At 62.6% G+C, this 17,821-nt stretch carries 13 protein-coding genes; 6 read left to right on the forward strand and 7 right to left on the reverse strand.

The features are described 5' to 3' along the window. Positions 1-9: 9 nt before the first annotated feature. From LOY68_RS19900 to LOY68_RS19920, 5 genes are all read right to left on the reverse strand, one after another. Positions 10-630, reverse strand: a complete 621-nt coding sequence (locus LOY68_RS19900) for an SCO family protein (RefSeq protein ID WP_265039342.1) — start codon at positions 628-630, stop codon at positions 10-12. After that, positions 627-1,280: an SCO family protein gene (locus LOY68_RS19905; RefSeq protein ID WP_265039343.1), complete on the reverse strand. Its 654-nt coding sequence runs from the start codon at positions 1,278-1,280 to the stop codon at positions 627-629. Before LOY68_RS19905 ends, LOY68_RS19900 begins: the two co-directional genes overlap by 4 nt. 1 nt (position 1,281) lies before the next feature. Continuing rightward, positions 1,282-3,246 (reverse strand): YncE family protein, encoded by a 1,965-nt coding sequence (locus LOY68_RS19910; protein ID WP_265039345.1) that lies wholly within the window; start codon positions 3,244-3,246, stop codon positions 1,282-1,284. Positions 3,247-3,603: 357 nt separating this feature from the next. Beyond that, the gene (gene mnxG, locus LOY68_RS19915) at positions 3,604-9,408 is read right to left on the reverse strand and encodes a manganese-oxidizing multicopper oxidase MnxG (RefSeq protein ID WP_265039347.1); all 5,805 of its coding nucleotides are present in this window, start codon (positions 9,406-9,408) and stop codon (positions 3,604-3,606) included. 381 nt (positions 9,409-9,789) lie between these two features. After that, a complete protein-coding gene (locus tag LOY68_RS19920) occupies positions 9,790-10,398 on the reverse strand; it encodes a lytic transglycosylase domain-containing protein (RefSeq protein WP_265039349.1) in 609 nt (202 codons plus the stop codon). A 196-nt stretch (positions 10,399-10,594) separates the two neighbouring features. Between LOY68_RS19920 and gspG the strand changes: the two genes are divergently transcribed. The 3 genes from gspG to LOY68_RS19935 all read left to right on the forward strand — a co-directional run bounded on the left by gspG (position 10,595) and on the right by LOY68_RS19935 (position 13,119). Then, the gene (gspG, locus tag LOY68_RS19925) at positions 10,595-11,029 is read left to right on the forward strand and encodes a type II secretion system major pseudopilin GspG (protein WP_163913970.1); all 435 of its coding nucleotides are present in this window, start codon (positions 10,595-10,597) and stop codon (positions 11,027-11,029) included. Between the two features lie 14 nt (positions 11,030-11,043). Next, a complete protein-coding gene (locus LOY68_RS19930; RefSeq protein WP_265039351.1) occupies positions 11,044-12,231 on the forward strand; it encodes a type II secretion system F family protein in 1,188 nt (395 codons plus the stop codon). Between the two features lie 147 nt (positions 12,232-12,378). After that, on the forward strand, positions 12,379-13,119 hold the full coding sequence (locus tag LOY68_RS19935) for a hypothetical protein (protein WP_265039353.1): 741 nt from the start codon (positions 12,379-12,381) through the stop codon (positions 13,117-13,119). A 101-nt stretch (positions 13,120-13,220) separates the two neighbouring features. Here LOY68_RS19935 and LOY68_RS19940 read toward each other — a convergent pair whose 3' ends face one another. Further along, on the reverse strand, positions 13,221-14,111 hold the full coding sequence (locus LOY68_RS19940; protein WP_265039355.1) for a LysR family transcriptional regulator: 891 nt from the start codon (positions 14,109-14,111) through the stop codon (positions 13,221-13,223). 239 nt (positions 14,112-14,350) lie between these two features. Between LOY68_RS19940 and LOY68_RS19945 the strand changes: the two genes are divergently transcribed. The 3 genes from LOY68_RS19945 (at position 14,351) to LOY68_RS19955 (ending at position 17,209) form a co-directional block, all read left to right on the forward strand. Continuing rightward, entirely contained in the window at positions 14,351-15,370 is a 1,020-nt protein-coding gene (locus LOY68_RS19945) for an alpha/beta hydrolase (protein WP_265039357.1), read from the forward strand. A 161-nt stretch (positions 15,371-15,531) separates the two neighbouring features. Then, positions 15,532-16,959 carry a mechanosensitive ion channel family protein gene (locus tag LOY68_RS19950; protein ID WP_265039359.1) on the forward strand — a complete coding sequence of 476 codons (1,428 nt, stop codon included), beginning with the start codon at positions 15,532-15,534 and terminating at the stop codon, positions 16,957-16,959. Beyond that, the gene (locus LOY68_RS19955) at positions 16,928-17,209 is read left to right on the forward strand and encodes a hypothetical protein (protein ID WP_265039361.1); all 282 of its coding nucleotides are present in this window, start codon (positions 16,928-16,930) and stop codon (positions 17,207-17,209) included. The genes LOY68_RS19950 and LOY68_RS19955 overlap by 32 nt, the downstream gene beginning before the upstream one ends. On the opposite strand, the gene ycaC is transcribed toward LOY68_RS19955, so the two are convergent. Further along, complete coding sequence (gene ycaC, locus LOY68_RS19960) at positions 17,185-17,811, reverse strand: isochorismate family cysteine hydrolase YcaC (protein WP_054054541.1); 627 nt, start codon at positions 17,809-17,811, stop codon at positions 17,185-17,187. The genes LOY68_RS19955 and ycaC overlap by 25 nt on opposite strands. Between the last annotated feature and the right edge of the window lie 10 nt (positions 17,812-17,821).

A 17,821-nucleotide genomic window follows, 5' to 3' on the forward strand; every position in this document is an offset into this window, starting at 1 on the left:
GGCCCGGACTCAGCGACCGACCACGGGCATTGTCAGCAACTGCAAACGCTGGGCAATGGCGGCGGCCGGGGCATCAGGGCGGATCTTGCTCCAGCGTTTGTTGGCCACGTCACCGACGATCAGTTGCGTGGAATGTTGCTCGGGCGTCGGCACGATCTGGCCGATGCGGCCCAGCACCAGATCCATTTGCGCCTTGTCACCGGTTAAAAAAAGCCAGTGCGGGCCATCGACGCCCTGCTTCAAGGTGTAAGCCTTGAGTACCGCCGGGGTGTCCCGCAGCGGATCACTGGTAAGGGAAATAAAGGTGATGCCGTCCGCCTTGTCGCCCAGCACTTCGCGCACTTCCTTGAGCTTGCGGGTGATCAGCGGGCAGGCATCGGTGCAACTGGTGAAAATCACGTTGAGCAGCACCACGCGGTTTTGCAGGGCATCGCTGTAGAAGCGCAAGGTGTTGCCGTTCTGGTCCTGCAACGGCGTATCGGTGAACCAGGTCTGCGCATCGCGGGTGCCGGTCGCCGGTGCGGCGGTGGTCACGGCTGGCGCCTGCTCTGCGTGCTGTTCGTGGGAAAACGCGAGGAAGCTGATCACGCAAAAGCACATCGTCAGGAAGATCAAAATGAGGGCTTTCATGGCTGGTTCTCCATGGCGATGGCAGTGTGTTTGGCGTGGGCGTTGCGCTGGCCGCTGAGTTTTTCCACTTCACGGGTCAGCACCGTCGGGTCGGTAAAACCGTAATAGCGGGTCCAGTGGCGGCTGTTGCCGTCGCCGACCATGATCAGCGGCGCGTGGTTCTTGAAGTCACCGCTGAAGGTGCCGAGGCCCTTGAGGGTTTCGGTCACCGATTGCGGGCTGCCGGTGAGCCAGCTCCAGCCCGGGCCGTTCTGGAAACTGCGCGCGTAGTCGCTCAGGCGTTTGGGGTCATCGCGTTGCGGATCGATGCTGATCGACACCAGTTGCACCTCTTTGCCGACACGCGCGCCGAGCTGTTTCTGCACCTTGCCCATGATCGACGACACCACCGGGCAGACCGTGGTGCAACTGGTGTAGATGAAGCCCATGACCACGATTTTGTTGCTGATCAGGTCCTTTTCCAGGCGTACCGGTTTGCCGTTCTGGTCCACCAGCGCAACGTCGGCGAATTTCACCTGGGCGCTTTCCTGGGTCTTGGCCGGCGGCGCGTTGTGCCCGGCGTGTTCATCCGCCGAATGCGCCAGGACCTGGCCGATGCCGGTGGCCAACAGGCAGAACGTCAACAAGCCACGGTGTGCGAATCGGTTCATGTCAGTTTCCTCTTCGGTGGTCATCGCAGGGCAGAACCCGGACGCTGGCAAAGGTCTTGTCATCGAAATTCGCGCCCAGGGATGCCGCACGCACATGCAGGTACCAGGCGCCGCTCTGGTCGAGGGTCACCGGCGCTTCATACACGCCGTTGCCCAGGTCCAGCGCCGCGACTTCCTGGGCCCGGGATGTCGGGGCGCGGAAGTAGCGCACCTGCACGTCCTTGACCCCGCTGCGCCGGGTTTTGTGTTGGCCCTCAACGATGCGAAAGCGCACGACATATGGATCGCCAAGGTCGGCCGTGGACTTGTCGAGCATGAATTCCACTTTCGGCACACCGGGGCGCTGGGCGAGGTTGCTGTCCGGTTCCACCAGGGCGCTGAAGCAGTGAATGATGTTCGGCTGGTTGAGCAGGAACGCCACGTCGAAACGCCCGGCCGGGGGCAGTTTGATCCGTGCGCTGTACAGCCCCGGCTCGACTTCCCGCAGGCTGCGGTCGATGACCATCGCGGCCCGCGCAATCTGCCCGCGATTGGGGTAGCCGGACATCGGCGCGTTCATGCCTTCGGCGTAGAAATAGGTGGTGTTGTCCACCGGGTTGACCACGAACACTGCGTTGTCGTCTCGCGACACCGCCAGGCTCGATGCCAGCGGCAAATCACCGGCCAGTCTTGGTGCCTGGGGTCCGGCTTCGAAACCCTGGCTGATTGGCGTGCGACCTTCGCCGAGGGACGCGAGGTTGATCATCGTCACCTTGGCCGAGGCGAGGCCGCGCACGTAGGCATAGGCCTGGGTGAACACCACTTGATAGGGTTCGGCGGAGACGTCGATGGAATGGATGCGCGCGTTGGTGGCGGCGTCGATCACTTCAGCGCGGTTTTCCAGGGTGTTGAGGGCGATGCCGAAGCGACCGTCGGCCGTGAAGCCCATCGGGCCCAGGCCCTGGCTCAGCTTGATGATGCGCCGCACCGCCAGGCTGCTGGTGTCGACCACGGTCACGCTGCCGTCCTGGCCATCGGCGACGTACACCGCTTGGGACAGCGGCGAGTAGGCTACCGACAATGGGTGAGTGCCGGTTTTGAGTTGTTGGCTGATGGTCAAGGTGGCGATGTCGATGATGCTCAGGGTGCCGTCGTCGCGGTTGGTGACGAAGGCGTGGCGGCTGTCTTTGCTGAAGGCGATTTCGTGATGACCTTTGCCGGTCGCGAGGTGTTTCAGGGTCTTGAGGCTGCGGCTGTCGATGACGGTGACGCCGGACTCTTCGGCGGTTTTGCCATTGTTGCCGACCCACAGCAGACGCTCGTCCGGTTGCAGGGCCACGCGTACCGGGTTGTTGCCGGCAGCGACCGAGTCGATCTGTTTGAATTGTTCGCTGTCGATCACCGCCACTTCGCCGGCGGTGGGCATCGAGATGAACACGCGTTTGTTGTCTTTGGTGGTGACCCAATCCATCGGCGCTTGCTTGAGGTCGATGCGCGCCATGGTGCTGGTGATGCCGCCGACCGACACGGATGGATCGACGACGGAGACGCTGGCATCGCGGTTCATCACCAGCAGGAAATAGCTGTTCAGGTCGAGCATCGGACGTGCGCCGATGCTGGATTTGAGGAACACCCCGACCCGGGATTTGCAGCTCTGTTCACGGCCCTGGGCCTTGTCGGCGGCGACGGTTTCCGGGTCGAGCCAGGCACCGGGATTCACCCCTGACAGCGGCTGGCCGGAATTGCTGTCAGTGACGCGGAACTGCACATCGGCAAATCCGCCTTCACGCAGCACACCGTCCTCGGCCAGCGCATGCACCTTGAAGTCCACCGCCACCCCGTCACGGGCCAGCGTCTGGCCGCTCCAGGTGTCCGGCAGCGCCACCTCGCTGAGCATCGTGGGCGGCGCCGTGCGCCAGATACCCAGCCAGAGCAACACGGCGGCGACAACCACCACACACCCGGCAATTCTTATTGTCCTGTTCATACCGCGTCTCCCCTTACCCATCAGTGCCTGCCAAACCGGTCCCCTTGTGGGAGCGGGCTTGCTCGCGAAAGGGCCTTCACATTCACAATCGATGTCGCCTGACCCACCGCTATCGCGAGCAAGCTCGCTCCCACATTTGATCTCCAGTGGGCGCAGCATCTGTGCCCAACCCCACCCTCCACTGTGGGAGCGGGCTTGCTCGCGAAAGGGCCATCACATTCACCCTCGATGTCGCCTGACCCACCGCCTTCGCGAGCAAGCCCGCTCCCACATTCAATCTCCAGTGGACGCAGTCCTTGTATCCAGCCCTGCCCCCTGTGGGAGCGAGCTTGCTCGCGATGGCGTCATCCGCCCCACCTACGGAGCCGGCGCCGGTTCCGGTTCGTTGGTCACTCGCAGCAATCCCCACAACCCGGCGGTGTTGCCGTAGGCGCCGTAGTCGCGGAACAGGTAGTCGCCTGGTATGGCGTTGCTGCCCCCGGCGCTCGGGTGCATGAAGCTGAAGTGCGCCGCCGGCAGGATGCTTTCGCGAGCGCCGATGTACATCGACATCGGGTTGTAACCGAACCGCACCGAGCCCACGCCTGGGGTGCTCATCGGATAGCCACCGGTATCGCTCTTCTCCGACTGGAACGGATTCACCGACCACACATGCCCATCGAGCTGGAACGTCGAGCCGCGACTGCCCCCAGTCGGCATCATGATGTGCGTACGAAACGGTTGCCCCGGTTTCACATACAGCACCGGTGTCTGCGGATCGCCGCCGATCAGCGCATTGCTATAGGCCATATGCGCGTTAGGCACGTCCCCGTAACCGGCACCGCCGGCGTGTCCGAACGGCGCATCCGGCGCCAACCCGAAGCGGAACCAGATCGGCTCGGCCTTGTAGTTGATGGCCATGCTCGAGTTGTCCTGCGGATCGGTCGGCACACCAAAACCTTCGGCGGCAATGCCTTCCACCGGCCGACCGTTGGCCCAGCGGATGTTCAACGCTTTCTGCCAGACCATCGCAAAGTCGCGGTAAGTGGTCTGTCCTGGCGCCGTGACCGTTGCATTGGTTTTGCGCGCATCCTCAACCCAGGTTGCGCCGATCGGCAGGATGGTCATCGCCCCACCCAAGCCTTTCTGCGGTTGTTTGATGAGGTCCGCCGGAGTGATATTCAGCCCGCCGAACTCCACCGCCGTGGCGTTGATGTTGTCGACACTGCGGCCCAGTTGCGAGATCGGCTTGCCTTCGCGTTCCAGGTGCCCGGCGTAGTACTGATAAGTACGGGTCGGGTACGCACCACTGTTACCGATGCGCGGTGGCACGGTCTGGATCGGGTTGGCGCCGACGTTGGTGCCGTCGGATTTGGTGATGTCGTACGCCAGCAGTTGCGCGTGCAGACCCACGTGGCTCGACGGCCGCAGCAGGTTGTTGGTGAAGATGGTCGAGCCCTGGCCATTGTTGCGATCGCGCTTGACCAGCCCTTGCATCACGGCCGTCTGGGTCAGGTCGGGCATGATCACGGGCAAGCGGTTTTCCAGCGTGATGTTGATGCAGTCGCCCGCTGCTGCGCGCAATACCAGCGGTTCCACCGGTATACCTGGTTTCATTTTTCCGGTGGCCGGATCGAGGTCGGATTTGCGCACGTACAGGATCGCAGTCGGATCATGCAACGGACCGCTTTGCCCGCCGATGGTGATGGTTTCGCCATCTTCAGGATCGACCACGGTGACCTGAGGGATATTCACCGGCCGCGAGTTGAACACCAGGGTGCCACCCGCCGGATTCAACGGCCCACCCACGTGTTGCCCGATGCCGGCCGGGTCGCCGATGGTCAGGTTCAACGGATTGCGCAGGATGTCGTTGGCCAGCGCTGCAACCACTTCATAGTTGCGTTGCACGGTCGGCCGGGTGCCGATGCCGTTGGGGTTGGCACTGATCCGTGGGCAGGAGCCATCGAAAGCCACGGTGTTGCGCATGCCCGCCGGTTTGGGGTTGTTTGGCACGGCGAACAGATCGTTGCGCTGGGCCGTGTAGTTGCGCATCACGCCCCAGATACCGTTCCAGTACCCTTCAATCGAAGCGTCCATCGAGTACAGGTAATCACCCGTGGTCGCCGCCGAACTGGAGAGCATCGAAACCGGCGCATTGAAGCCCATCTGCTCCGAGATACCGACCATCTGCGACGAGCGCCAGCCGGAGTTGGAGCTGTTGCCGAAGCCGGAGCCGCTTTGCAGCCATTTCACCCCATGCAAGGTCACGTTGTGCTCTTCCTCGTGACCACCGGCATGCACCCGCAGCCGCACGTTGTCACCGGTGTAGGTGCGCAGCATCGGGGTGAACGGGTCACCGGCCTCGGCGCCGCCCTTGTTGATGTGCGGCGGGAACAGCGTGGTGCCGCCGGTTGGGCCGGTGGCTGCGGTGACCAGGTTAGGTGCCAGGTTCATCGCCGGGATCGAACGGTCGGTACGGCTTTGCATGGCGTACGCCAGGTCGCCGCCGAGGCCGTCGGCCTGCATGCCGCGCTTGCCGTCCGGGCCGACCTTGTTCGGGTCGTACACCCGCAGGGCCAGCGGTTCGTTGCGGTAGTTGACCACGAACATGCCGGGGTCATCGACCGAGATCGCCTGCGGGCATGGCCGGGTCGGACAACCCGGCACCATGCCGCCCTGCACTTCAATGATGCCGTCGAGCAAGGTGCTGGCGTTGTTGCGGACCGGCGGATTGATCGCGTAGCGGAAGCTGTCCGCGGTGGCCGGGAAGGCTTGCGGATCAGGCACGCCGTTGGGGCCGGCGCCCACATACACACCGGCTTCATAGGCGTGCTGGAAGTCGCTGTATTCGAGGAAGAACTCGCGGAAGCTGTCGTTCTTGCCATCGCCGTCGATGTCCCCGGTGGACACCACCGCTTGCCACGACGTCGGCCCGCCGTCCTGCCGCGCGCCGCTGTACAACGGCTCGCCGGTTTCAGCGTGGAACCAGGTGGAACCGGCCGGTTCCGCCAGCACAGTGGCGTACAGACCAATCTGTTGGTGAGTCGATGGGCCTAAGTGGTCGTGGGTGAAAATGGTCCCCAGGCCACGGTCGACACCTTTGGCGTTCACCACCGGATCGACAAACCAGCGCTGCATCGCCGTGCGCGCCCCCACCCAATCCGCCCGGCCATATTGACCGAAGAACGGGTGAGTCTTGGCTTTCGGGCAGGCTGGCGTGCCGTCACGCGGGTCGGTGCCTTCGCACTGGTTGAACTCGCGAATCGCGTGGATGCGTTCTTGCACGGCACCTGGAGAAAGCACGCCGTCTTCGTAGTTCCAGCCGTTGGCCGAACCGTCGGCGGCAGTCAGGTCCCATTTCGGCAGGTGGATGTGCTGGCCGATCACGTCGGTCGGCGTGCGCACCTGATAGTCGTCCATCTCATAGGTGGCCGGCACCAGGTTGGTTTGCTGGTATTGCACGCAGTCAAAGGTGTTCATGCGCATCACCAGTGGCTCTGGCGGACGCTGCTTGGTAATGACAGGCCAGGCGTCTTCCCACAGGGCGAGGATGCGCGCTTGCGGGAAATGGTAGCCGACCTTGTTGTACACCGCGTCGAACTGGATGTTCGCGGCTTTGTAGATGCGCGGACGGTCGGCGGTGAAGGTCGAGGAGCCGGTGTAAGACATGCCGTCGACCCGCTCGCCGCTGTTGAACTCGCCCATGCCGGCGCTGGCGGTCAGGCGTTTTTGCCGGTCGTCCATGCACGGTTCGTAGTACGGCGCACCGGCAATCGGCAACGCGCCGTTGGTGCGGAACGCCTTGGCCACGATTTGATTACCGGGCAGCAGCGCAAAGCTTGGGTGATCCTTTTTCGCGTGGAAGGCCATGGCCGCCTGTTCGACTTCGGTGCCCTCTTCCGGCATGTAGATCGGTTTGGCGCGGGTCACTTCCTTGGAGAAATCCAGCGAGGTGGTCACGGTGTGAGCCAGGCCACCAGAGGAGAAACCGTCGAGGGAATGCCGGCCCAGGCCGCCGTCCCAACCACCGGACTGCGCCGGGTCGAGATTGGCCCACAGGGCTTTGCCACTGCTTTTCAGGGACTGCGCCTTGGCGGCGTCGAGCATGTCCAGCGGTGGCGTTGGCGGACGTTGCCCGACCGAACTTTCCATGCCGCCGATCCAGAATGGATAGCCAGGGTTTTTCAGGCTGCCGTCAGCGTTGCGGTTGGCTTCGCTGCGATCCACCAGGGCCAGGGAGCCGATGGCTTGAGCGCCACCGCCATGGTGTTCGCCGTCATCGTCGTCATCGTCATCGTCATGACCCGCCACCAGGGTTTCGCCGATTTTCGGCACCACGGCGACTTTGCCCGGCATCGGTGCCATGGCTTTGCCCGGTAGCGGCACGACTGCAGGAATCGGCGTCCCGGCGATAATCTCGCCATCAGGCAAGGCCCGGGCACCTGCGGCTGGTTTGCCGCTGCGCAAGGCGTAGGGTTCGCTGTGATAACCGTCGGCGCCTTGCTGCGACACTTCGAGTTTGGTGCCTTCTTCGAACACATCGTGGACCCGCCACATGCTCCACATGCCTTGGGCAAAGTGCGGGTAGAAGTGGCAGTGATAAATCGCATCGCCGGCCACGCGGTTGCGGTTGCCCGAACCACCGTTGGCGATTTCGTAGGTGTAGCCGGCGCCCGGACCGATGCCCTGGGCGTCCACATAGTCGGAGTTATCGTCGTTCGGGTTGAATAACCACTGATGGCCGTGCAGGTGAAAGATGTGCTGCTCATGGCCGTTGTGGGTGTTGCGGAATTTGACGAAGTCGCCGATGTAGCTGTGGTTGACGTTGGACGGCTCGGACGGATACAGCGCCATCGTCGCCTTGACCCCAATCTGATCGGCGCGCGGCGTTTCGCCGGGGAGAATGTTTTCCAGGCCGGCGTTGGCCGGTACGTCCACCAGCATTGCCACGTCGCCCACGGTGTGGGAACTGAGGAAGAATTCTTCGTAGGCGCAGGACAGGCAATCGTGCATCGGCCCGACGCCCAAACGGTTGGCCACCACCTCGGCGCCCATGCCGCCGGAGCCGTAGTTGATCATGAATGAATCGCGGGTCGGTTCCAGCACGTGAGCCATCACCGGGTCGGCCCAATAGGCCGGGAAAGCTTGGGTGGCGGCGGTTTCATCCTGGAATTGCGAGGCGAAATCGCGGAACGGTTCGAGCCGATTGGGGATCGCCGGGTTGCGTTTGCCGATGGCTTCCAGCGGATAGGTCGAGGCCGGGAAGCTGCCGTCGGCGTTGCTGCCCATCACGATCGCGTCGCTCTCGCTGGAAATGATTTCATTGCCATCGACCATGCCAATGATCGGCGTGCCGGCCTTGCCTTCACGGATCCACGGCTCGCGCTGCGGGTAGCGCGCCTGGTAGTCGACAATCGGTTGGCCGGTCGGCGTGCGGCCGCTGCTGGCCAGGCGCATTTCTTCTTCGGTGACGGTGTTGCGATAGGTGCGGCCGCCCTTGGGCACCACCACCACTTCGCCGAACAGACCGTTGGCGACGTTGCCCGCGTCGCCTTCACCACCGAAGGTCGCGCCACGACTGCTGGCGGCAAATGCGCCTTCGCGCTCGGCATACAAGGTGTACGAGCGGCTGGCGCCAGGGGCGATCAGGCTGTTGGCGTTGCGCCCGGTGTAAGAGGCGATGTCGTCGATGCTGTTGACCGCTTGCATGCCGTTGACCTGGAAGCCGACGTGGCGGTCGGTGACTTGTTCGTCGACCTTGAAATCATCGAGATTGCCGATTTCGCCCTCCTCTTCTTCCCCGCTTTCATGGCTGCCGGGATTGGCCTGATAGGCCAGCAGGTTTTGCAGGTTGATGGTCAGGCAATCACCGGCGGCGACGCGCAGCACCAGCGGACGCGGACGCTTGTCGGGGCGCAGCGAAACCTTGCCCGGCACTGCCGAACCACCCTGGGCCAGGGAGCGGTCATGGTCGTCGACCACATCGCGGCGCAGGGCGAACATCATGCCGTTGGCGTTCTGTGCGCCGAGGCGGTTGAACATCAGCGGCTGATCGAACGCCACGACGTTCGCTACCAGATTGCGCTCGCAGCGCACGGCGGCTTCAGCCAGCTGCAGGCCAAACATCGGCGCTAAAAACAGCAGCAGGTTAACCAGGTGATGAGCGTGTGGTATGCCGGTCATGATCACGGGCCTCGCTTTGGGTGCTCACAGGAATAATTCTCGACAACTCCGGTTGAGCAATCCGCATGCCATAAATAATTTGTTTGTTTATCAACAACTTAAAGTTACGAGTTAATCAATCGGGGGAAATAACCCACCCCCATTCCCCACTTTCCAACCACGTTTGGCGACTATTCCCCCCGTAGCAGCTGCCGAGCTCCGGCGAGGCTGCGTTCGGCGGCGAAGCCGTCGTGAGATCAGGCGGCGCGGTGTCTCAGGTCAAACGTGTGCTTAGGGTTTGCGACGGCTTCGCCGCCGAACGCAGCCTCGCCGGGGCTCGGCAGCTGCTACGGGGTACCCGGTTTGCCCCACATTTGGGGCAACCTGCCCCACGACCGTCGATCACAACGGCGCATCCACGGCCATGCCCTGCAAGCGTCGGTATTGGCGCAGGACACTGGGTACGTAACGCTGGGTTTCGGCGAACGGCGGGATCACCCCGCCACGGCTGAGCACCGCTTGCGGCCCGGCGTTGTAGGCCGCCACGGCGAGGCTGATGTCGTTGTCGAACAAGGTCAGCAAGCGCTTGAGATAACGCGCGCCGCCCTGGATGTTGGCTTTGGGGTCATAGACGTCGGTCACCCCCATTTCCCGGGCGGTGTCGGGCATCAATTGCATCAACCCGCCGGCGCCTTTGGCGGAGGTCGCGTCGGCGTTGTAGCGCGACTCGGCCTGGATCACCGCGTGCAGCAGCGCCGCCGGCAATTGATTGGCCGTGGCCGCTGCCGAAACCAGCTCGGCATAGGGCTGGCGGGCGATCATTTGCGGTTGCTGATCCATGCTCAGCTGGGCAGTTTCGGGCTCGTGAATCACCCGTTCATAGTGCCGTCCGGGACGGTGGACATTGGACAAAACGTAGCTGCCCTTGGCGTCCATGGAAACGAAGACATCGGCCTGGGCGATGCCGGTCAGCAACAGCGTGCCGAGCAGTCCTGCGGTGAGATTTTTCATGTTTCATACCTCCCCTGGCCGGCCCCGAAAAACGGGGCTTTTGCCCCAATGGCCGGTAGTCAAGCAGCCATACGCAAGCACTGTGCCGTCGGCGCCAAGGCCCGGATCACAAGGGGTCCAGCGGTATCGCGAAACGTGAGCATGGCAATTGCATAAGCCCTCTCAGCGACTCTGCTGCCGACTGGATGAGGTCATCATGAATCAGCGTCTGTATTCCGCCCCGCGCTCCCAAAGCGGGTTCACCTTGCTCGAATTGTTGGTGGTGTTGGTGGTGCTGGGGCTGTTGGCCGGCATCGTCGCGCCGAAGTATTTCGCCCAGCTCGGGCGCTCGGAAGTGAAGGTCGCCAAGGCGCAGATCGAGGGCCTGAGCAAGGCACTCGATCTGTACCGTTTGGAGGTCGGCCACTACCCGTCCACCGAGCAGGGTTTGCAGGCGCTGGTCACCGCGCCCAGCGATGAAACCCGCTGGACCGGCCCGTACCTGCAGAAAAAACTGCCCCAGGATCCGTGGGGCCGTAACTACAACTACCGCTACCCCGGGGAAAACAGCGAGTACGACTTGCTGTCGATGGGCAAGGACGGGCAACCCGGCGGCGAAGGCGAAAACGCTGAAGTCACTAACTGGCAATGACCGGAGCGACGCCCATGCGCTTTCATCTCAAGGCTGTCGGCAAGGCCGGCGTGGTCTCGATGACCGTCGAAGCCCCCGGCCATAGCGAAGCCCGACGCATCGTCGAAGACCAGGGCTTGCGCGTGGTCAGCCTGCAAGCCGAGCGACACTGGCGGGCCTTGCGCCTGCGCCAGCGCGAGACCTTCAACCTGGTGCTGTTCAGCCAGGAGCTGACCACATTGCTGAACGCCGGCCTGCCGTTGATCGATGCACTGGAGAGCCTGGCGGAAAAGGAAAGCGCGCCCCAGGCCCGCAAGACCCTGAGCGAGCTGGTGCGCCTGCTGTATGAGGGCAAATCGTTCTCCCAGGCGCTGGGCCAGTTGTCGGCGGTGTTCCCGCCGCTCTACGTGGCGCTGGTGCAGTCCAGCGAGAAAACCGGCGCCGTGGGCGAGGCCCTCGGGCGCTACGTCAGCTATCGCCAGCGCATGGACGAGGTTCGGCAGAAGATCGTCAGCGCCTCGATCTACCCGCTGCTGTTGCTGATTGTCGGCGGTGGCGTGGTGCTGTTTCTGATGGGCTATGTGGTGCCGCGCTTCAGCCTGGTGTTCGAAGGCCTCGGTTCGAACCTGCCCTGGATGTCGCAGGTCCTGATGACCAGCGGCATGTTCCTGCACGCGCACCAGATGGAATTTTTCGGCACGCTGGCAGCGATCATCGTCGCCCTCGCCTTCCTCCAGCGCCAACCGGCCTTTCGTCGAGGCGTGGACCGCTTGATCGAAAAACTCCCGGCGGTGCATCAGCGGATCTTCATGTACGAACTGGCGCGTTTTTACCGTTCCCTGGGGATTCTGCTGCAGGGCGGGATACCGCTCGTCACCGCCATGGGCATGGTTCGCGGGCTGCTCACCGTGGCCTCGCGCACGCGCCTGGACCAGGCCTGCGAACGGGTGCGCGAAGGTCAATCGCTGTCCACCGCGCTGGAACTCAACCACCTGGTGACCCCGGTGTCTCTGCGGTTGCTGCGTGCCGGCGAGCAGTCCGGCAACCTCGGGCAAATGATGGAACGCAGCGCGGACTTCTACGACGAAGAAATCAGCCGCTGGCTCGAGTGGTTCGTGCGCCTGTTCGAACCGCTGCTGATGACCTTCATCGGCCTGTTGATCGGGGTCATCGTGATCCTGATGTACATGCCGATCTTCGAACTGGCTTCGAGTATTCACTGACTCTGGAACGGGTCGGGCACTACCGTGCATCGGTCACCGACGTCTCGAATGAATAAATCGGAACGCTGATGTGTTTACGAACTGAATCAGGCAGCACGTTGCAGTGTTCATCAACGTTCCAACTTGAATAAAAAGACGGAGAACGACATGCACATCAACAAGCTTTTACTTGCAGTAGCTATTGGCGCAGTTCTGTCGGCGTCTACCGTTCTGATTCCGGACAGCCTGTCCGGTGTGTCGAGCGCACAAGCCAAGGATGGTGGCAGTGGCGGGAGTGGCGGCGGTGGCTCCGGTGGTGGGGGCGGAGGTTCTGGCGGCGGTGGCGGTTCGGGCGGTGGCGGCGGAGGTTCCGGTGGTGGGGGCGGCGGTTCTGGCGGCGGTGGCGGTTCGGGTGGTGGCGGCGGAGGTTCTGGCGGCGGTGGTGGCTCGGGCGGTGGCGGCGGATCTGGTGGTGGATCTGGTGGCGGTGGCAGCGGCAATGGCGGCAGTCACGGCGGCAATGGCAGCAGTGGCAACGGTGGAAACAGCAGTGGCCACAGCGGTAGCGACCATGGATCGGGGCAAGCCGGAAATGCCTCAAACTCCGGACGCAGCGGCACCCATGCCGAGCGTGGGGATGACCATGGGGTGCATCGCTCGGGTGAGCTAGGTGACGACCACGGCGTACATCGCTCGGGTGAGCTGGGTGACGACCACGGCGTGCATCGCTCGGGTGAACTGGGTGATGACCATGGAGTGCATCGTTCGGGTGAACTGGGTGACGACCATGGCGTGCATCGCTCGGGTGAACTGGGCGACAACCGTGGCGTGCATGCGGTCGGCCAGGTAGCCGATGACCGTGGCGTTCACGTCGGCGGCGAACCGGGCGACGACAAACGGGCTAACTGACCCCGCACCGTCCCTGTAGGAGCGAAGCTTGCTCGCGAAGGCGGTCGATCATTCAACTTATTTGTTGGCTGACCCACCGCTTTCGCGAGCAAGCTTCGCTCCTACAATGGCTGGTGATCCAGCCGCTCGCGCAAAAACTCGATAAACGCCTGCACCGGCCGCGACCCTTGGCGATGCTGCGGGTACACCGCCGACAACGTCAGCGGCTCAGGCCGAAAATCCTCCAGCACCGGCACCAGCCGCCCGTCCTTCAACGCCGCGCCGACAATAAACGTCGGCAGGTACGTAATCCCCATCCCCGCAATCGCCGCATCCTTGAGCAACTCCCCGTTATTCACGCGCATCCGCCCGGTGACATTCACCGTCAGCGGCTTGCCCTGCCCTTCAAACCGCCATTGCACCTGTCGCCCATGCCCATACGGCAGACAGTCATGATTGAGCAGGTCTTCGGGTTTGTCCGGGGTGCCGCGCTCGGCCAGGTACGCCGGGCTGGCGCAGTACACGCGCTGGATCGAGGCGATGCGCCGGGCAATCAGCGTCGAGTCTTCCAGCACGCCGATGCGCAACGCCAGGTCGTAGCCCTCGCCGAGCAAATCCACCGGCCGGTCGCTGAGGTCGACTTCCACGGTGACGTCGCGGTAGCGCTGCAAAAATTCCGGCAGCAGACAACCTAAATGCGCCAGCGCGAACGACAGCGGCGCACTCAGGCGAATCGTACCCCGAGGCTCGGTGGTCTGGCCGGCGATGCCCTGCTCCACTTGCTCGACTTCGCTAAGCAGGCGCAAGGCTGACTCGTAGTAGCTCTGGCCCAGCGGCGTGACGTCAAGGCGCCGGGTCGAGCGGTTGAGCAAACGCACGCCGAGGCGTTCTTCCAGTTGCATCAATCGACGGCTGACGAATTGCTTGGACAGGCCCAGTTGATCGGCTGCCGCAGTAAAGCTGCCGGAGTCCATGACCTGGCAAAAAATACGCATATCTTCGAACGGGTTCATTGTCACGCCCTGGTTGACAGTCAAACACTTTATAGCCGCTTTTTCCGATTCTGGCACCCCATTAATCTGTGTCCATGGTGCAGCGACAAGCGCTGCTCCTGAACCCAAACCTATTACCGGTAGGAGCTGCCGAAGGCTGCGATCTTTTGATCTTCACGTCTCAAAAGCAAGATCAAAAGATCGCAGCCTTCGGCAGCTCCTACAGGGGACCCCACACAAATTTAAAAAGGATTTACACCATGAACCTCGTCAAAAAGACCCTGACCGCTTCCCTCCTCGCCCTCGCCGTTGGCAACGCTTTCGCGGCTGGCAGCCCTGGCGTCGAACACAATACCCAGGCCTTCCTCGAAGCCCTCGCTGCTGGCGGTGGCAAACCCCTCGAACAGCTGAGCCCAAAGGATGCCCGTGCGGTGCTGACCGGTGCGCAGAACTCGGTGAAAGTGGATCTGTCGGGTGTGGAAGTCAGCGAGCGTGCGATCAAGGTCGGCGAGCAAAGCATTAACCTGAAAATCGTGCGTCCGGCCAAGGTCAAGGGTGAGTTGCCAGTGTTCATGTTCTTCCACGGTGGCGGCTGGGTGCTGGGCGACTACCCGACTCACCAACGCCTGATTCATGACCTGGTGGTGGGCTCCGGCGCGGTGGCGGTGTATGTCGATTACACGCCGTCCCCGGAAGCGCAGTACCCGACCGCGATCAACCAGGCGTATGCCGCGACTCGTTGGGTCGCCGAGCACGGCAAGGAAATCGGCGTCGATGGCAAACGCCTGGCAGTGGCTGGCAACAGTGTCGGCGGCAACATGGCGGCAGTCGTGGCGTTGATGGCCAAGGAACAGAAAACCCCGGCGCTGCGCTTCCAGTTGCTGATGTGGCCGGTGACCAACGCGCAGTTCGACACCGGGTCGTACCAGCAATTTGCCGAAGGGCATTTCCTGACCAAGGGCATGATGAATTGGTTCTGGGACAACTACACCACCGACGCCGGCCAGCGTGCGCAGATCCACGCCTCGCCGTTGCAGGCCAGCGCCGAACAGCTCAAAGGCTTGCCCGCAGCACTGGTGCAAACCGCCGAGTTCGACGTGTTGCGTGACGAAGGCGAGGCCTATGCCCGTCATCTGGACGCGGCGGGTGTGCCGGTGACGGCGGTGCGTTACAACGGGATGATTCATGACTTTGGCTTGTTGAATCCGCTGAGTCAGATTCCTGAAGTGAAGGCAGCGGTGCGTCAGGCGGCGCTGGAACTGAAAACTCATCTGAACTGAGGACTCCCCTCCTCGCACGGCACTTGTGTGAAGAGGGGCTTTTCGTAGGAGCCAGGCTTGCCAGCGAAGGCGTACTTGAGGGCGCTTTCGCCGGCAAGCCTGGCTCCTACAAAAAGCGATCTCCCGCATGACAACAAAACAAATATCCCCGGAGTTCCGCCATGTCCTTTGTCTACGCTCATCCCCTGTCCTGGAGCGCCCTGCTGCTGGTGATCGACGCCCTGCTCTGGCACCTCGCGCCACTGCAGAAACGCGTGATCCGCATTGGCCTGCGCCTGGCGCTGTTCATGATCTTCAGCGCGGTGATCATCAACGCTGGTGTCAGCCCGTTGCAGGCGCCGCTGTTTGCCGATGACCGCGTGGCGCAGCTCGGGGCCACGGCGCTGGGGATTATCTGGTGGCTGTACGCTGCGCGGGTGCTCACCGAAGTCATCGGCCTGGTGCTGATGCGCCGCATCGGTCACAGCGGGCGCTTGTTGCAGGACGTCATCGGTGCGCTGGTGTTTCTGGTGGCAATCGTCGCGGCGGCCGGTTATGTGCTGGAACTGCCGGTCAAGGGCTTGCTGGCGACGTCCGGGGTGGTGGCGATCGTGGTCGGTCTGGCGTTGCAGAGCACCTTGAGCGATGTGTTTTCCGGGATCGTGCTCAACACCACCAAGCCGTATCAGGTGGATGATTTTGTGGTGATCGACGGCGTTGAAGGCAAGGTGCTCGACATCGACTGGCGCGCCACGCATTTGCTCACCAGCGCCGGCACCATGGCGGTGGTGCCGAACTCGGTGGCGGCCAAGGCGAAAATCGTCAACCTGAGCCGGCCGAACAACATGCACGGCGTGTCGATCAGCATTCAGGTGCCCAACCATATCCGTCCGCGTCGGGTGCTGGATGCGCTGGATCGCACGCTTCAGGGCAGCAGCACGTTGCTGCTGAATCCGGCGCCGAAAGCCGTGCTGAAAGAGGCCGGCGAAACCATGTCCATCTACGTGGCCAGCGGGTTTATCGCGGAACTGAGCAAAAAAGGCGACGTGCGCAATCAACTGTTCGACCTGGCCCATCGGCATCTGGAAGCGGCAGGGATTTCCCGGCAGCTCGATGGCGTGATCGAGCCATCGACCCGCGCTCGGGCGTTGCTGGACGAGGTGAAAATCTTCCGTTCCCTGAGCGAGGATGAACGTGATCGACTGGCGCAAGCGATGGTCCCGCAGCAGTACACGGCGGGTCAGGTGGTGCTGGAATTGAATGAAGTGCCGGACAGCCTGTTCGTGATCGCGACCGGCGTGGTCAGCGCTACTGTGCCCGACGGCACCGGGCAGAAGGAAGCCGGACGCATGGGGCCGAGCGAAGTCATGGGCGAACAGAGCATCCTTACCGACACACCTTCACAGGCCAGCTTTACGGCGCTGACGTCGTGCATCATTTACCGGATCGACAAGTCCCTGACCCGCGATTGCATGGCGCAGCGTGGCGAGGTTGGACGGGCGTTGAACAAGTTGCAGGCGGTGCGGCAGCAGAACAGTCGGCTGGCGTTGATGGCCGTGCCGGCGCCGGTCAAGAAAGGTGGCTTTCTGGGCTGGCTACAAAAACGCTGACACCCGACAAAACTCCCCCGTAGCAGCTGCCGAGCACCGCGAGGCTGCGTTCGGCGGCGAAGCCGTCGTCAATCCTGCCACCTCGATTTACCTGAAACACCGCAGCGACTGGTTTGACGACGGCTTCGCCGCCGAACGCAGCCTCGCAGGCTCGGCAGCTGCTACGGGATTTAGTCAGATAGAAAAATACCCGCACTTTGGCGGGTATTTTTTGTGCGTGGAGACTTACTTGGCGGTCAACACCGAATAGCTGTTCATCAGATTGCGATAGTTCGGAATGCGCGGCGACAGCAGGTTGGCCAGGCCTTCCATGTCGTTGCGCCAGTCGCCTTGCAGCTCGCAGGCCACGGAGAACCAGTTCACCAGTTGTGCACCGGCCGCCGACATGCGCGCCCAAGCAGCTTGTTGCACGGTTTCGTTGAATGTACCCGACGCATCGGTCACCACGAACACTTCAAACCCTTCAGCCAGGGCCGACAAGGTCGGGAACGTCACGCACACGTCAGTCACCACACCGGCAATGATCAGCTGCTTGCGGCCGGTAGCCTTGACGGCTTTGACGAAGTCTTCGTTGTCCCAGGCGTTGATCTGGCCTGGGCGCGGGATGTACGGCGCGTCCGGGAACAGTTCTTTGAGCTCAGGCACCATCGGGCCGTTCGGACCGTTTTCGAAGCTGGTGGTGAGGATGGTCGGCAGTTTGAAGAACTTGGCCAGGTCCCCGAGAGCCAGTACGTTGTTCTTGAATTCGTTGGGCGAGAAATCCTGCACCAACGAGATCAGGCCGGTCTGGTGGTCAACCAACAGTACAACGGCGTCGTCTTTGTTCAGGCGTTTGTACGGAACGTTGCTCATGTGAAACTCC

The sequence above is a fragment of the Pseudomonas sp. B21-053 genome (assembly GCF_026016365.1).
GTDB classification, from domain to species: domain Bacteria; phylum Pseudomonadota; class Gammaproteobacteria; order Pseudomonadales; family Pseudomonadaceae; genus Aquipseudomonas; species Aquipseudomonas nunensis.

Excerpts from the sequence above, each read along its gene's own strand:
- LOY68_RS19945 (WP_265039357.1), top strand. The coding sequence starts at position 14,351 with ATGAACCTCGTCAAAAAGACCCTGACCGCTTCCCTCCTCGCCCTCGCC.
- LOY68_RS19920 (WP_265039349.1), bottom strand. The coding sequence starts at position 10,398 with ATGAAAAATCTCACCGCAGGACTGCTCGGCACGCTGTTGCTGACCGGC.
- LOY68_RS19905 (WP_265039343.1), bottom strand. The coding sequence starts at position 1,280 with ATGAACCGATTCGCACACCGTGGCTTGTTGACGTTCTGCCTGTTGGCC.
- LOY68_RS19940 (WP_265039355.1), bottom strand. The coding sequence starts at position 14,111 with ATGAACCCGTTCGAAGATATGCGTATTTTTTGCCAGGTCATGGACTCC.
- mnxG (WP_265039347.1), bottom strand. The coding sequence starts at position 9,408 with ATGACCGGCATACCACACGCTCATCACCTGGTTAACCTGCTGCTGTTT.
- LOY68_RS19910 (WP_265039345.1), bottom strand. The coding sequence starts at position 3,246 with ATGAACAGGACAATAAGAATTGCCGGGTGTGTGGTGGTTGTCGCCGCC.
- ycaC (WP_054054541.1), bottom strand. The coding sequence starts at position 17,811 with ATGAGCAACGTTCCGTACAAACGCCTGAACAAAGACGACGCCGTTGTA.
- LOY68_RS19935 (WP_265039353.1), top strand. The coding sequence starts at position 12,379 with ATGCACATCAACAAGCTTTTACTTGCAGTAGCTATTGGCGCAGTTCTG.
- LOY68_RS19900 (WP_265039342.1), bottom strand. The coding sequence starts at position 630 with ATGAAAGCCCTCATTTTGATCTTCCTGACGATGTGCTTTTGCGTGATC.
- LOY68_RS19950 (WP_265039359.1), top strand. The coding sequence starts at position 15,532 with ATGTCCTTTGTCTACGCTCATCCCCTGTCCTGGAGCGCCCTGCTGCTG.
- LOY68_RS19930 (WP_265039351.1), top strand. The coding sequence starts at position 11,044 with ATGCGCTTTCATCTCAAGGCTGTCGGCAAGGCCGGCGTGGTCTCGATG.
- gspG (WP_163913970.1), top strand. The coding sequence starts at position 10,595 with ATGAATCAGCGTCTGTATTCCGCCCCGCGCTCCCAAAGCGGGTTCACC.